14 protein-coding genes are annotated in these 14,725 nt (G+C 51.9%); 2 read left to right on the plus strand and 12 right to left on the minus strand.

The window, feature by feature from the left end; translation table 11 throughout:
* Positions 1 to 5 precede the first annotated feature (5 nt).
* The 12 genes from QLQ16_RS02660 to QLQ16_RS02715 all read right to left on the minus strand — a co-directional run bounded on the left by QLQ16_RS02660 (position 6) and on the right by QLQ16_RS02715 (position 10,339).
* The gene (locus tag QLQ16_RS02660) at positions 6 to 920 is read right to left on the minus strand and encodes a glycosyltransferase (RefSeq protein ID WP_283223144.1); all 915 of its coding nucleotides are present in this window, start codon (positions 918 to 920) and stop codon (positions 6 to 8) included.
* Between the two features lies 1 nt (position 921).
* Entirely contained in the window at positions 922 to 1,884 is a 963-nt protein-coding gene (locus tag QLQ16_RS02665; RefSeq protein ID WP_283223145.1) for a hypothetical protein, read from the minus strand.
* Entirely contained in the window at positions 1,881 to 2,537 is a 657-nt protein-coding gene (locus QLQ16_RS02670) for a hypothetical protein (protein ID WP_283223146.1), read from the minus strand. Before QLQ16_RS02670 ends, QLQ16_RS02665 begins: the two co-directional genes overlap by 4 nt.
* A 7-nt stretch (positions 2,538 to 2,544) precedes the next feature.
* Positions 2,545 to 3,360 carry a hypothetical protein gene (locus QLQ16_RS02675; RefSeq protein ID WP_283223147.1) on the minus strand — a complete coding sequence of 272 codons (816 nt, stop codon included), beginning with the start codon at positions 3,358 to 3,360 and terminating at the stop codon, positions 2,545 to 2,547.
* A gap of 53 nt (positions 3,361 to 3,413) precedes the next feature.
* The gene (gene rfbC / locus QLQ16_RS02680) at positions 3,414 to 3,965 is read right to left on the minus strand and encodes a dTDP-4-dehydrorhamnose 3,5-epimerase (RefSeq protein ID WP_283223148.1); all 552 of its coding nucleotides are present in this window, start codon (positions 3,963 to 3,965) and stop codon (positions 3,414 to 3,416) included.
* Complete coding sequence (gene rfbA / locus QLQ16_RS02685; RefSeq protein WP_283223149.1) at positions 3,965 to 4,837, minus strand: glucose-1-phosphate thymidylyltransferase RfbA; 873 nt, start codon at positions 4,835 to 4,837, stop codon at positions 3,965 to 3,967. The genes rfbC and rfbA overlap by 1 nt, the downstream gene beginning before the upstream one ends.
* Positions 4,834 to 5,904: a dTDP-glucose 4,6-dehydratase gene (rfbB, locus tag QLQ16_RS02690; protein WP_283223150.1), complete on the minus strand. Its 1,071-nt coding sequence runs from the start codon at positions 5,902 to 5,904 to the stop codon at positions 4,834 to 4,836. Before rfbB ends, rfbA begins: the two co-directional genes overlap by 4 nt.
* Before the next feature lie 344 nt (positions 5,905 to 6,248).
* Positions 6,249 to 6,671, minus strand: a complete 423-nt coding sequence (locus tag QLQ16_RS02695) for a YdcF family protein (protein ID WP_283223151.1) — start codon at positions 6,669 to 6,671, stop codon at positions 6,249 to 6,251.
* 51 nt (positions 6,672 to 6,722) lie between these two features.
* Positions 6,723 to 7,157 (minus strand): hypothetical protein, encoded by a 435-nt coding sequence (locus tag QLQ16_RS02700; protein WP_283223152.1) that lies wholly within the window; start codon positions 7,155 to 7,157, stop codon positions 6,723 to 6,725.
* Positions 7,147 to 7,725, minus strand: a complete 579-nt coding sequence (locus QLQ16_RS02705; protein WP_283223153.1) for a nucleotidyltransferase domain-containing protein — start codon at positions 7,723 to 7,725, stop codon at positions 7,147 to 7,149. The genes QLQ16_RS02700 and QLQ16_RS02705 overlap by 11 nt, the downstream gene beginning before the upstream one ends.
* Positions 7,726 to 7,942: 217 nt before the next feature.
* Entirely contained in the window at positions 7,943 to 8,698 is a 756-nt protein-coding gene (locus QLQ16_RS02710; protein WP_283223154.1) for a YdcF family protein, read from the minus strand.
* Between the two features lie 114 nt (positions 8,699 to 8,812).
* Positions 8,813 to 10,339: a glycosyltransferase gene (locus tag QLQ16_RS02715; protein ID WP_283223155.1), complete on the minus strand. Its 1,527-nt coding sequence runs from the start codon at positions 10,337 to 10,339 to the stop codon at positions 8,813 to 8,815.
* Here QLQ16_RS02715 and QLQ16_RS02720 point away from each other — a divergent pair.
* Positions 10,338 to 10,784, plus strand: coding sequence for a hypothetical protein (locus QLQ16_RS02720; RefSeq protein WP_283223156.1), 447 nt, complete (start codon positions 10,338 to 10,340; stop codon positions 10,782 to 10,784). The two genes, QLQ16_RS02715 and QLQ16_RS02720, sit on opposite strands and share 2 nt — an antisense overlap.
* A 231-nt stretch (positions 10,785 to 11,015) precedes the next feature.
* Positions 11,016 to 14,306, plus strand: a complete 3,291-nt coding sequence (gene icmF, locus QLQ16_RS02725; RefSeq protein ID WP_283223157.1) for a fused isobutyryl-CoA mutase/GTPase IcmF — start codon at positions 11,016 to 11,018, stop codon at positions 14,304 to 14,306.
* Positions 14,307 to 14,725 lie beyond the last annotated feature (419 nt).

The following is a 14,725-nucleotide window of genomic DNA, read 5'->3' on the forward strand; positions in this document are numbered from 1 at the left end:
TGCAATTAATCCCTCATCAAACCCAAAACAACAACCAAGACTACAAATAAACTTTCCAGCTTTTTTCTGCGCAGCCTTGTCCAATCATTAATTATTTTCATTCTTTTAAAAATATTTTTATTTTTTACGAGATCAAGATACTTTTTTTCCGATTCCTTGCCGACCAAAAATTGGGAAATATCATTTATGTTTTTCAAATACCAGCCCGAATTTATCATGGCCAATTTCTTTAAATATCCATTAAAAAATCCTGCATCGCCATAAACATTATTCGAATGCTGCCTATAAAATATCTTTGATATTGGATCAATAAACCATTTGAAACCAGCGCTTCGACTAATCGCATAAATTAACCAGTCATGTGACAAATGCTTATAACTTCCAACAGGCCTTCCATAAAAAGTATTTTTTATCATCTCAAAAACTCTAGCACTAAATACATACGTACAACCAGCTGATGCGCCTTGGAACATATAATCCAATCCAGTTTGATCCTGAGCCTTATCTACAATCCAAACTCTTTTTCCATCATCCGTAAATGCAATCAAATTTGACGCGTAGCAGTCATAACCAGCATCCAGGAAGCCCAAAGCTCGAGTTATTTTATCTGGAGTCCAAATATCATCTTGATCTGACAATGAGAAATAATCAAAATCACCTACTGCCATCCCACGTATCATTTCAATGAAATTCGCGCAAGCTGACCCACCGCGATCAGTATTCGATATGATTAAAGTGATATTTTTATAATTTCTTGAATATTCATCAATTATTTCCATTGTCTGATCTTCTGATCCATCATCACGAATGAAAATATGAATGTTTTTATGAGTTTGAGCTAACAGCGTGTTCAATTGCACACGCAAATGTGCTGAACCGTTATAAGTTGCTAACAACACCGCTACCTTTTTTGGGCTCATATTAATTTGTATTCCTAAATAAATCCCAAAACATCAACGAAGTAATAAGCGGGAAAAATAAGGCATAAGAAAAACTAGATGCTGCAACAAACATTCGTGACTCCGTTGAATTTTTGATTAGTTGAATCAAAGAAACTCCAAAAGCAAATATAAATATTCTAATTGCAGCCGTCGAAGAAACAGCAAATGTCAGTGCCCCAAGTAATAACAAACCAACCAAAAATAAATCCTCAAGTGTCTTTTCTTTTCTCTTAATTGATGGAACGCACAGAACCGCGATGAATAATGCATATGCGATTTTTAAAAAACTCGGCGAATCAATTGACTTCAAATACACATCCCTCACTCCGATATTTAAATTCTTCAGAATCAGCATGATATTTTCAGCCATTAAATTCCCAAGCAGAATCATTAATATTGAAATCAGCCAAGCACCAGGAACAAGGAAATTTATTGATTTTTTGAAATTTATTTCAATGAAATATGCAATAAAATATACAAGAAAAACTAATAAGGCTGTATCATGAAAAAATAATCCAAACATAAAAATAATCATCAATTTTATTGCTGACACTCTAGTTGCCGCAAGCGTATAAACAAGCAGGTAAACTGGAGTTGCCCTAATGGTTGTAGTTAGCAATAATGGACCTAAAAAAATTGTTATCCATAACTTTGCAACATCCAATTTCTCGTCATCACCCCGCAACAACCACGCAAGATAATATATTTGAATAAATAGCACCAATATATCAATAGATATTTTATGATTCCCAATTATCTCCCCAACATTTTTCAACCACCATCGAGAACCCCATTCGGCAAAGTACTCATCAGGCGAAAACAAGTAACCACCTTTTTGACTAATTGTTATGTAATTCTCGTAATCCGGGAAAGACGCACCCCCAAAAGCATAATATAAAATTATGATTACAACATAAACTATTAACGTGCGATGCAACATCATAATATTGCAATTGCACCAACCACAAATACTATTGATGCTAATTTTGCAAAAATAAATTGCGATACAATTGACTCCTCCCCTCTTTCGTCAACTGCACGATAGAATCCAGGCTCAATTAAAGTGTAATTTATTATTGTTCCCATAAAATTCAATAATTGCCCAGAATAAGCAAGCGTCATACGAATATCTGGCTTCAGTGAAGCCAGTACGAACGGTACAATCATGGCCATATATAACAATATATTCACAATTAATGAATAGTAAAAATATTTATTTAAACTGATTTTAGCCTTGAAAAAATAATCATTCGTACCAACATTTTTAAATATAACCCTATTTGTAACAAAAAGAATTGAACTCAAAGCGCTGAAGAATTTTCTGTTTGTTATATACAACAAGCCAATACCAAAAGAGAAAGAGAGCGCGTAATAAAATATTGTCTTAATTTCCCCTTTCATCCCACCCTTCTCAAAGTAATACGAAAGCGAGACAACAGAAAGCATGTTTAAAATTCTGGCTTGATATTGGACCCAATTGGACACAGCAAACAATTCAGACTTATTAATCTTATTAATTGATGCTCGCACATATTGAGCGCCCAGATCAAAAATCAGCGAACACCCAAATACAATAATTAAAGCGAATTCTAACACGTACACATCAAACTTTCTTTTGCTTCATTATACTGTAATTTTTATAAATGTATTTAATATAGTAAAATCCAAGCACCGTAAAAAATGAAAGCATTGAAACAATGAATGCGTTAACAATAATTCTTTTCTTTATTTCATTATTGACAATAACCGGGGCTTGGACTATATAACTTTCATCGACACCAAACAAATCCTCTTCCAATTCGAATATTTTTCTTTTTAACCCCGTTATTTCCTTCAATAGATAAGAGTATTCGGGGGGTGTATATGAACGAACATCTTGATTTTTATATTTTTCATAGAAGATGGATTTCAACATCTCTGCTTTTAATTGCTCATCTTTGTAATATTTTAATAAATCTTCAAGTCGATTTTTTTGAGTTCCTTTTGGTCGGGTTAGTGCTGACAATACTTTAAATACTTCTTTTGATAATTCTATCGCAGCTTCGTCGTTATTTTCATACACTTCTATTTTCACTATTTTTTCACGAAGGTTCGACTCTATATTTACTATTTTATTTAAATTACCTCTCTTAACCTCAATATTTTCTCCAGCAACCCTAAAATTAGCGATGACCCCATCCCATTCACCACTTGAATTTTTCAATGAGTTCATCATCCAATAATTCTGAATGAGCTGATCTTTGGAGTTTATGTACTCTCCCTTTATAACCATGCTTGCTTTGCTTGCGTGAGAATTGTTTGAAATTATTATGAAAGCACCTACCCCAGCAAGTACAGGAATCATCAGCAAAATCTTCCAGCGCGCGATAAGAAATTTAATCACATTATTTATATCGCTTTCATTTATTACTTTATTCATACAATTCCATGTTAATTGTTAATATTTAAAATATTTGGCTTGTTTATTTTAATCTAATCGAATGCTTCGGCCTGCGCCAGCGTCAAGCCCGCTTGGTCTTTGGCCGACAGCTGTGGTGTCAGCCCTTGCGGCCAGGTGATGCCGATGGCCGGGTCGTTCCAGGCGATGCAGCGTTCGTGGGCAGGGGCGTAGTAGTCGGTGGTTTTGTACAAGAAGTCTGCTGTGTCTGACAGAACGACAAAGCCATGGGCAAAGCCCGGTGGCACCCAGAATTGTTTGTGGTTGTCTTCGGTCAGCTCCACACCGGCCCATTGGCCAAAGGTGGGGGAGCTTTTGCGGATGTCCACGGCCACATCAAACACCGCGCCGCGCACCACGCGCACCAGTTTGCCTTGGGCTTGTTGCAGCTGGTAGTGCAGGCCACGCAGCACGCCTTTGGCGCTGCGGCTGTGGTTGTCTTGCACAAAGTTCACATCCAGGCCGGTGACTTGCTTGAAGTCTTGCTGGTTGAAGCTTTCAAAAAAGAAGCCTCGGCTGTCGCCGAACACTTTGGGCTCGAGGATCAGGACGTCGGGGATGTGGGTGGGGGTGACGGTGTAGGGCATTACTTGAGCAGGTTCAACAAGTACTGACCGTAACCGTTTTTAGCCAGCGGTTGGGCCAGCTTTTGCACATGCTCAGCACTGATCCACTTTTGGTGGAAGGCGATTTCCTCGGGGCAGGCGACCATGAGGCCCTGGCGCTTTTGCAGCGTGGCAATGAAGCCAGCGGCTTCGTGCAGGCTGTCGTGGGTGCCGGTGTCGAGCCAGGCGTAGCCACGGCCCATGATTTCGACGTTGAGCTGGTTGAGCTCCAGGTACCGTTTGTTGACGTCGGTGATTTCCAGCTCGCCACGGTGCGAGGGCTTGATGTCGGCGGCGATGTCACACACCTGCTGGTCATAGAAGTACAGGCCCGTGACAGCGTAGTTGCTCTTGGGAGCTTTGGGTTTTTCTTCGATGCTCAGCGCCCGTTGCTGGTCGTCAAAGTCGACCACGCCGTAGCGCTCGGGGTCGTGCACATGGTAGGCAAACACGCTGGCGCCGCTGCTGCGCTGGTTGGCGCTGTCCAGCAGCTTGACCAGGTCGTGGCCATAAAAGATGTTGTCGCCCAAGACCAGTGCGCTGGGGTCGTTGCCCACAAAGTCTTTGCCGATGATGAAGGCTTGCGCCAGGCCATCGGGGCTGGGTTGCACGGCGTACTGGATGTTCATGCCCCATTGGCTGCCGTCGCCCAGCAGTTCGGTAAAGCGGGGGGTGTCTTGCGGGGTGCTGATGAGCAACACGTCTTTGATGCCCGCCAGCATGAGCGTGGTCAGCGGGTAATAGACCATGGGCTTGTCGTACACCGGCATGAGCTGTTTGCTCACGGCTTGGGTGACGGGGTACAGACGGGTGCCGGAGCCTCCGGCGAGGATGATGCCTTTGCGGTTGCTCATTGGGCGTCTCCTGCGTATTGCTTTTGCACCCAATCGCGGTAAGCGCCGCTTTGCACATGGGCCACCCACTCGGGGTTGGCCAGGTACCACGCCACCGTTTTGCGGATGCCGGTGTCAAAGGTTTCGGCGGGTTTCCAGCCCAATTCCTTTTCCAGTTTGCGGGCGTCGATCGCATAGCGGCGGTCGTGGCCTGGGCGGTCGGTCACATAGGTGATCTGGCTGGCGTAGCTGCTGCCGTCGGCCTTGGGGCGCAGCTCATCCAGCAGCTTGCACACGGTTTGCACGATCTCGATGTTGGGTTTTTCGTTCCAGCCGCCCACGTTGTAGGTCTCGCCCAAGCGACCGCCCTTGAGCACGGTGCGGATGGCGCTGCAATGGTCTTTGACGTAGAGCCAGTCACGGATCTGCATGCCGTCGCCGTACACAGGCAAAGGCTTGCCGGCCAAGGCGTTGACGATCATCAGGGGAATCAACTTCTCGGGGAAGTGGAACGGCCCGTAGTTGTTGCTGCAGTTGGTGGTCAGCACTGGCAGGCCATAGGTGTGGTGCCATGCGCGCACCAGGTGGTCGCTGGCGGCCTTGCTGGCACTGTAGGGGCTGTTGGGTTCGTAGCGGTTGGTCTCGGCAAAGGCCGGATCGTCCTTGCTGAGCGAGCCATACACCTCGTCGGTGGACACGTGCAAAAACCGGAAGTCGGCCTTGGGCGCATCGGCCAGGCCCATCCAAAACCCACGCACCGACTCCAACAAACGGAAGGTGCCCATGATGTTGGTCTCGATGAAATCACCAGGACCGTGGATAGAGCGGTCCACATGGCTTTCGGCGGCGAAGTTGAGCACCGCACGGGGTTGGTGCTCGGCCAGCAAGCGGGTGACCAAGGCGGCATCGCCAATGTCGCCCTGCACAAAGATGTGGCGCTTGTCGCCTTGCAGGCTGGCCAAAGTCTCGGGGTTGCCGGCGTAGGTGAGCTTGTCAAGGTTGACGACGGGCTCGTCGCTTCCAGCAAGCCAGTCGAGAACAAAGTTGGCACCGATGAAGCCGGCACCGCCTGTGACGAGGATGGTCATATCAAGGATTGGAAAAGATGATCAGGCAGGCTACCGCACTCTAACCCCAAGAACCAGAGCTAGAGACGCATGCATCAAAGACAAACGCCCCACAACCGTGCAGTGGCGCAAACCGTCAATTGTAATCTTCATTACGATCAAGGCAGGACGAAAAAGAATGCCTTGGTATCGCTTTGAGGAAGTAAAAACTACCTTCATCAAGGTATTGGCTTTTTACCTGATACCCACCCCATCTGATATGTCCACAAACACCGAACAAATTCAGCACCTTCCTAAAACCTGATTCGCCAAACCCAGTGCAAAGCGCGAAACAAGTTGTGTGCCCGACACCACTGTTGTCTGATTCAAGCCACCGCATCATTCGTTGAAAGGCTGCAAAGCACCTCATCGCGATGAAAGGCGCCCACATGAATCCGTTTCATTTTTTTCAAACGCCAAACGGCTTCGCCAAGCCCGCCTGAGGAGTGCTGTGCGCAAATCAATTTCGACTGCAACCAAGGCCGCAACTGCCCATTGCGACAATTCCCCCCATCCCTGGCCATCGCCCGAGGCATGTGCCAAGCCGATGTCACCAACAACCAAGGCTCTTGGCAGCGCGGCCCCAGCAAAGCGGCCACCTGGCGGGCGTTTTCTCGGGTGGTGCGTGAGCCGCCGTCCAGCGTGACACGGCTCATGTCCACGCCCTGCTCTTGGTAAAAGACCTTGGCCAAATCGGCATCTGGCACACCCGTGGCCAGCAAACGCCCATCGCCCCCCGAAACGTACAAGGAGCCCGAAGGCTCCCTGAACATCAAAAACAATCGGGATCTGACCCCGATTTACTGAACGCTCAACCTCTGTTTTGCCAAGGCCAACAACACGCCGGCTTGCTCGATGCACTCCCTCAACAGACTGTCTGTGACAAGCTCTCCATCGTAGTCGGTCAAGTTTCTCTGTTTGCGCAGGCTGTCCAAAATTCGAACCGTAGTTGGATCAACGCTCAACGTATGGACCAGACACTGCAGTGTGGTCTGGTGATGACCCGGCTTGCTCGTTGAGGTTCTGTAGCCGTGCTTTAGCAAAGCAGCATCTGCCACTGCTCGAATTGCGGTGTAAGCGCAATCAAAGCGTGTTTCCATGCTGTTGTCTTGGCGCATGGCATCTTCCAAACGGCTTTGAGCCACGTGCAACATCTTTTGCAGCAGCACTTCCGAAAACGGCACAGGGTCCAGAAGTCCAATGCGCGCCAGATTGGCCAATGATTCAGAGCTCATGCTCAGAGCCTACGATGAAAATCTTGGGCTTGTCCATCAATTCTTGAACGAAAACGTTTTGAGCATTCTTCTTTTCTGACCACTCCACACGGCTCATAACCTTCGGATTGATATCTCGCGCCAACACCAACTGCGCGTCATACACGGCATTGGCCACCTGTCCGAATGTGGCATTACCGATGAGCAACAAATCCACGTCGCTTTGCGGCCCTTCAGTGGCTTTCGCCATCGAACCAAAAACAAACGCTACTTCAATTTGAGAGGCTAAAGGCGCCAGTGCAAGCGCCAACACATCGCGCAGCCCAGTTGTTTTCCTGACCAATGCAGACAACTCCGGAAACACCGGATGCTCCGTGTTGGCACTGAACTGTGTTTGATTACCCACTTTTTGGAGCTTGAGCAGCCCCACAGATGTCAAAGCATCCAACTCTTTTTTCAAAGTACCTGGCGAAGCACCTGTCAGCCGAGCCAACTCCCTCAGGTGAAGCCACCTTTGAGGATTCAGCATCAACAAAGCCAAAACTTTTCGGCGGTACTGATTGGGAAATAACAACTCAGAGACGGACAAAATGTTTCCAATTAAAAAACGATTGTTTTCAATTAAGAAACATTATAAGACTTCTTTCAATGCCCCCTCTATCAGGATAGTTGTCCGCCGATTGACAAAACACCCCCAAAAAACGACCAAAGAGCCCGCAGGCCCCGACATTGCGCCCCGCCCACCCCGTCATTGCACCCCGCCCCGTCATTGCGAGCGGAGCGCGGCAACCCAGTGCCCAGCCCCCTCAACGCGTCCAGCCATACACCGTCATACCCAACCACTCGTGCAGCGCCGTCTGCCACCGCAGCAGACTTTGGGCCATCGAATACTCGGTCAGCGGTGTCGCATCGCCGGTCCTGAAATCCACCGGATACGCCGTCACGCGGCAACCCACTGACTCAAACTCGGCCATGGCCCGTGGCATGTGCCAAGCCGATGTCACCAACAACCAAGGCTCTTGGCAGCGCGGTCCCAGCAAAGCGGCCACCTGGCGGGCGTTTTCTCGGGTGGTGCGTGAACCGCCCTCCAGCGTGACACGGCTCATGTCCACGTCCTGCTCTTGGTAAAAGACCTTGGCCAAATCGGCCTCTGGCACACCCGTGGCCAGCAAACGCCCATCGCCCCCCGAAAACACCAAGGCCAAGTTCGGGTGCTGACGCAGCATGCCCACCGGCACCGTCATGCGCTCGGCAGACTCGCCCAAAGGCACCTGCGCATGCGCCTGGTAACTGCCCGGATGCTGAATGGCACCGCCCAACACCACCACACCCACATGCCGACTGACGGACGCGGCACTCGGCACCGGGTATCGGTTTTCCAGAGAGCGCAGCAGCGCATTGGGCATCGCCTCAAAACCCAAAAAGCCCAGTACCCCAAGCCCCAGCCAAAGCAAGCCCACCGCAGCACGCTGCCAGCGGCTGAGCATCAGCAAGGCCACACCCCACCACAACGCCAGCCAAAACAAGGGCTGTGAGATGGCCGACAGCAATTTGGAAAACACAAACATATTTTCAGAACTCAGAAGCGACAAAAGAGCCAAGAGGCTCTTTTGTCATAAAGAATATGCAGGACTACCTGCAACACGACACCATCAAATCAACGGCAACAGCTGCATTCATTCAGTAACGGCGTGACCCGACATGGAAAGCGCACCAGCAATCTGCTTGACTGCATGCTCAACCGAAAATTGACGCGCAAACAAAGCTATACAGCGCTGCGACAAATCAGGGTTTGAATCTAATTGCACCAAAAGTGCCAAAGCACGCTGCTCCAACTCATGCACATCATGACTTTCGCACACTTGCCCCACCTGCTCGTTGCGAATCATTTCTGCCAAATCATTGCCAGCATTGACATTCGCCAAGACCGGTAGTCCGCTTTGCAAATACGTCAAAAACTTGCCGGGAATATTGTGCGATTGATGCCGAGGATCAAGCGCAACAAGCCCTGCGCTGCACTGCGCATAAAGATCCGGAATCTCATCCGGATCAATTTCGTCAAAAAACAGCACATTGGACAAGCCCCGGTCTGTTGCATCGCGTCGCAGACGCTGTGAGTCGCTGCCACGACCTACAAACAAAAAACCCACATCCACACGCGCCTGCAAACGTTCAGCAAGATCCAACAAAATATCCATGCCCTGAGCCACGCCCATGTTTCCGGCGTACACAAACACCTTGCGTCCAGCCAGTGACGTTTCGGCCAGGCCAAATTTGAACTGGTTGGCTGACAACCAGGTGTTGGTCAACTGCGAGCTGGTGACCTGGGTGTTTTGCACCACGAAACCATTGCTGCCGATTTGACTGAGCTGGTACATGCCTGACAGGTCTTGGCTGCCAAACACGACGTAGGCTTTATCAACCGCGTTGACGATCATGTCGTCAATGCCGTCTTGGTTGATGTCGCCAGCGCTTTGAACTTTCCAGCCCGCGAATTGCTCAATGCCATCGCCCACCAGATAGGCACCGTCTTCGCGCGCCACCGAGAATGCACTCAACTGCAGTGTGGGGTCCACAAAGCTGAAATTGATGCCGGTTGCGGCGTACACCGTGGCGCCGTTTGCTGCTGAGAACTTGGTATAGGTTTGACCGTTGTAGGACTCTTGACCTTCGTTGGTCCAGTCACGGTAGAAGGTGATCGTGTCGCGGTTGTCATCTCCAGCGCCCGCAGTGACGCTGTCATTGCCACCAAAAGCCGTCACCGTGTTATCGCCTGCGCCCGCATCGATCACATCGTTGCCACCGGCGCCAACAATGGCGTCATTGGCATTGCCCGCCGTGATGGGGGCCGTGTCGGTCAACACAAAATTGACCGTTGTCACATCACCCAAAATGGCACTCAGAGGCTGCGCAATGACAAATGAGGCGGTGGTGTTGGCCTGTCGGGTTTGCGCCTGAACCTGAAGGTCGAACGCAAAGTCTTGGAATTGCTGCCCCGCAGCAACTGTCACTGTCGCAGTGCGATTGGATGGGAATCGTGGGTCGTTGCCCACCAAGGTCACAACCACGGTTGCTGGCATGACACTGACAAAACTCAACTCGACGCGACCAGTCACACGACCTGATTGCTCATCGAACTGGGTGGACATCGACTGAGCCAATGACACCTTGGGCGTTGGGGCTGGAGAAGATTTGCTGCTCATGTCCAACGCACTGGGCGCCGCCACTGAAACCGCTGAATTGGGCGTGGCAATGGAGGACGTTGCCGACGTGTTACTGGCGGCCTCTGCAGCCGCATTTTGGCCAGAGAAAGGGGCTGCTGTGAGGCTGAAAGATGGCGCAGACGCGGATGGGGCCTTCAACGAAGTGGCACTGGAAACCGAGGTGCCCGAGGCAGACTGCGTACTGTCCGAAGAGCCAATGGCTGAACCGGCACCCGCTTGCCCCACCAAATCAAAAACAGCCTTGACAGCTGCTTGGCTGACCGCAGCACTCGGCGTGGACAGCGGCGTGCCAGATGTTGGCTGGGCCGCATTCAGCTGGATGCCTTCGACCGTTGCTGTCAGGGATTGGCGCGCACCGGTTGGAGTCGCTCGCAGACCAACAAGTCCCTGCCTTTCTTGTTGGAATGGCTCGACCCCCTCTTGATCAGGAATTCCAATTCAAGCGCATGCAAGGGAAGCCGCAAGCGGCCTGTCAATGACTTTCATATGCCTTGCAATGGAATATCTCTGACGTCGTCTGCGCCGTTCTCGTGGTGGCCGTCGAAAGATAAAGGCATGACAAACCCCCTATCCGTTCAGGTAGGGTTGGCGTTATGATTGACGTTTACGTAAACGTAAAGACTTTTTAACCGCTCACACCGGCCCGGAGACCCCCATGACCGACCTTTCCGCAGAATTCAAAGCTTTGGCCAATTACCGCCCCACGAACAAGGTGCGTTTTGTGACGGCGGCCAGCCTGTTTGACGGGCACGATGCGGCCATCAACATCATGCGGCGCATCTTGCAGAGCATGGGCGCCGAGGTGATCCACTTGGGTCACAACCGCTCGGTGGACGAGGTGGTGACTGCGGCCTTGCAAGAGGATGCGCAGGGCATTGCGATCAGCTCTTACCAAGGCGGGCACAACGAGTACTTCAGCTACATGGTCGATTTGCTCAAAGCCCGGGGTGGTGAGCACATCAAGGTCTTTGGTGGTGGTGGCGGCGTGATCGTGCCGGCCGAGATCCGCGCCTTGGCCGAAAAAGGCGTGCGCATTTTCAGCCCCGAAGATGGCCAGAAGATGGGCCTGGCCGGGATGATCGGCGAGATGGTCATGCGCTGTGACCAGGACGTGAGCCCGCTGGCCCCAAAAGACGTGAAGGCCATTGAAGGCCATGGCGAGATGAATTGGCGTGCGCTGGCGCAGTTGATCACCGCTTTGGAAAACGACAAGGCCGACGCCCAAGTGGTGGCGGCCGTGCGTGAACAGGCCGCTGCCAAGAAGGTGCCCGTGCTGGGCATCACCGGCACCGGCGGTGCGGGCAAGTCGAGTCTGACCGACGAGTTGATCCGTCGCCTGCGTTTGGACCAGGATGATGCACTGCGCGTAGCCGTGATCTCCATTGACCCTTCACGCCGCAAGAGCGGTGGTGCCTTGCTGGGCGACCGCATTCGCATGAATGCGATTTCACCTTGGTCCAATGGCCCCCGCGTGTTCATGCGTTCGCTGGCCACGCGCGACTTTGGCTCTGAAATTTCAGCCGCCTTGCCCGACGTGGTGGCCGCTTGCAAGGTGGCAGGCTTTGACTTGATCGTGGTCGAAACTTCGGGCATCGGCCAGGGCGACGCGGCCATCGTGCCGCATGTGGATGTACCGATGTACGTGATGACGCCCGAGTTTGGCGCGGCCAGCCAGCTCGAGAAGATCGACATGTTGGACTTTGCCGAGTTTGTGGCCATCAACAAGTTTGACCGCAAAGGCGCCAGCGATGCACTGCGCGATGTGGCCAAGCAGGTGCAGCGCAACAAAGAAGCCTGGACCGTGCCGACCGAGCAGATGCCGGTGTTTGGCACCATGGCTGCACGCTTCAATGACGACGGTGTGACGGCTTTGTACCAAGCGCTCAAAGTGCGTTTGAACGAGCTGGGCATGAAAGCTGGCGATGGCCGCCTGCCCTTGGTCAATGTGCGCCACAGCACCCACCAGAACCCCGTGGTTCCGTCTGCGCGCACCCGTTACCTGGCCGAGATCAGCGATACGGTGCGCGGCTACAAAAAGCGCGCCCTCGACCAGTCGCGCCTGGCCCGCGAGATCCAGCAACTGCGCGCCGCGGCCCGTATGCTGGAGGTGGGCAAAGCCGGTCGCGCCAAGGCAGCCGAGGCAGCGATTGACCTGGCCGTCGCACGCGAAGAGACACAGGACCCCCACGCCCGCAAACTGCTGGCCCAGTGGCCCGACATGCAAAAAGCCTATGCGGGCGAAGAGTACGTGGTGAAGATCCGCGACAAGGAGATCCGCACCGCGTTGACCACCAAGTCGCTGTCTGGCACCACCATCCGTAAAGTGGCCTTGCCGCAGTACGAAGACCACGGCGAGATCCTCAAGTGGCTGATGCTGGACAACGTGCCCGGCAGCTACCCCTACACCGCAGGCACCTTTGCCTTCAAGCGCGAGGGCGAAGACCCGACCCGCATGTTTGCCGGTGAAGGCGACCCTTTCCGCACCAACCGCCGCTTCAAGCTGGTGTCTGAGGGCATGCCCGCCAAGCGCTTGTCCACAGCATTTGATTCGGTCACGCTGTACGGCAATGACCCCGACCTGCGTCCTGACATTTACGGCAAGATCGGCAACTCGGGCGTGAACGTGGCCACGCTGGATGACATGAAGGTGCTGTATTCGGGCTTTGACCTGTGCAACCCGACCACCTCGGTATCGATGACCATCAACGGCCCTGCACCGTCTATCTTGGCCATGTTCATGAACACGGCCATTGACCAGAACATCGACAAATTCAAGGCCGAGAACGGCCGCGAGCCGACCGAAACCGAAACAGCCAAGATCAAGGAGTGGGTCTTGGCCAATGTGCGCGGCACGGTGCAGGCTGACATCCTGAAAGAAGACCAAGGCCAGAACACCTGCATCTTCTCGACCGAGTTCTCGCTGAAAGTCATGGGCGACATCGCACAGTACTTTGTGCACCACGACGTGCGCAACTTCTACTCGGTGTCCATCTCGGGTTACCACATCGCCGAGGCTGGGGCCAATCCGATCAGCCAGCTGGCCTTCACGCTCTCCAACGGCTTCACCTTTGTAGAAGCGTATCTCGCGCGCGGCATGCACATCGACGACTTTGCGCCCAACCTGTCATTCTTCTTCAGCAACGGCATGGACCCCGAGTACACCGTGTTGGGTCGCGTGGCCCGCCGCATCTGGGCCGTGGCCATGAAAGAAAAATACGGCGCGAACGAACGCAGCCAAAAGCTCAAATATCACATCCAGACCTCGGGTCGTTCGCTGCACGCGCAAGAGATCCAGTTCAATGACATCCGCACCACGCTGCAAGCGCTGATCGCGATCTACGACAACTGCAACAGCCTACACACCAATGCGTTTGACGAAGCCATCACCACGCCCACCGAAGACTCGGTGCGCCGTGCGATGGCGATTCAGCTGATCATCAACCGCGAGTGGGGCCTGGCCAAAAACGAAAACCCCAACCAGGGCGCCTTCATCATCGATGAACTCACTGTGTTGGTCGAAGAAGCGGTTCTGGCCGAGTTTGAAAAGATCGCTGAGCGTGGCGGTGTGTTGGGCGCAATGGAAACCGGCTACCAGCGCGGCAAGATCCAAGACGAATCCATGCACTACGAAATGCTCAAGCACACCGGCGAGCTGCCCATCATCGGGGTCAACACCTTCCGCAACCCCAAGGGCGATGAAGTGCTGGAGAGCCTGGAGCTGGCCCGCTCGACCGAAGAAGAAAAGCAGTCCCAATTGCAGCGTCTGACGGACTTCCACACCCGCAACGCCGCTCAAGCACCAGCCATGCTCAAACGTTTACAGCAGGCCGTGATCGATAACGGCAACGTTTTCGAAGTGCTGATGGACGCAGTGCGCGTGTGTTCACTCGGTCAAATCACCAATGCTTTGTTCGAAGTGGGTGGTCAGTACCGACGCAATATGTAAGCATCAAAGACCAAGAAGTTGGTCATTAGCCCGGGACTTGTCAAAGTCGGCGGGCTAATTTTTCATGAGCCGATGATGTGTTTCAGGGAAATTGGTGTTAGAGGCCGCCCAAAAAACGCAGGCGAGATGCCCAACGCTGAATCAAAACGGCATTTGAAACTCAACTGACCTCAAGAATCGAGTCAGTTCGGTAAATTGGGTGTTGCTCTGTCTGAGCAAGTCAAAGCATAGGTGCAGGGCAAACCAAAGGTACTCGCCTAGTGGCTTGCTTTTCGTGCGGTTGGAGCCCACAAAGCAAAACGCCCCACCGAACGGTGAGGCGTTTTGGGCTGTTAAAAGCCTGACGATGTCCTACTTTCACACGGGAATCCGCACTATCATCGGCGCTAAGTCGTTTCACTGTCCTGTTCGAGATGGGA

Origin of the sequence: Limnohabitans lacus (assembly GCF_030053395.1) — a bacterium.
GTDB lineage: Bacteria > Pseudomonadota > Gammaproteobacteria > Burkholderiales > Burkholderiaceae_C > Limnohabitans_A > Limnohabitans_A lacus.

Bases quoted from the DNA above. Each gene is read 5' to 3' on its own strand.
- QLQ16_RS02675 (WP_283223147.1), bottom strand. From the start codon at position 3,360: ATGAATAAAGTAATAAATGAAAGCGATATAAATAATGTGATTAAATTT.
- QLQ16_RS02720 (WP_283223156.1), top strand. From the start codon at position 10,338: ATGTCCAACGCACTGGGCGCCGCCACTGAAACCGCTGAATTGGGCGTG.
- QLQ16_RS02665 (WP_283223145.1), bottom strand. From the start codon at position 1,884: ATGATGTTGCATCGCACGTTAATAGTTTATGTTGTAATCATAATTTTA.
- rfbB (WP_283223150.1), bottom strand. From the start codon at position 5,904: ATGACCATCCTCGTCACAGGCGGTGCCGGCTTCATCGGTGCCAACTTT.
- rfbA (WP_283223149.1), bottom strand. From the start codon at position 4,837: ATGAGCAACCGCAAAGGCATCATCCTCGCCGGAGGCTCCGGCACCCGT.
- QLQ16_RS02700 (WP_283223152.1), bottom strand. From the start codon at position 7,157: ATGAGCTCTGAATCATTGGCCAATCTGGCGCGCATTGGACTTCTGGAC.
- QLQ16_RS02660 (WP_283223144.1), bottom strand. From the start codon at position 920: ATGAGCCCAAAAAAGGTAGCGGTGTTGTTAGCAACTTATAACGGTTCA.
- icmF (WP_283223157.1), top strand. From the start codon at position 11,016: ATGACCGACCTTTCCGCAGAATTCAAAGCTTTGGCCAATTACCGCCCC.
- QLQ16_RS02715 (WP_283223155.1), bottom strand. From the start codon at position 10,339: ATGAGCAGCAAATCTTCTCCAGCCCCAACGCCCAAGGTGTCATTGGCT.
- rfbC (WP_283223148.1), bottom strand. From the start codon at position 3,965: ATGCCCTACACCGTCACCCCCACCCACATCCCCGACGTCCTGATCCTC.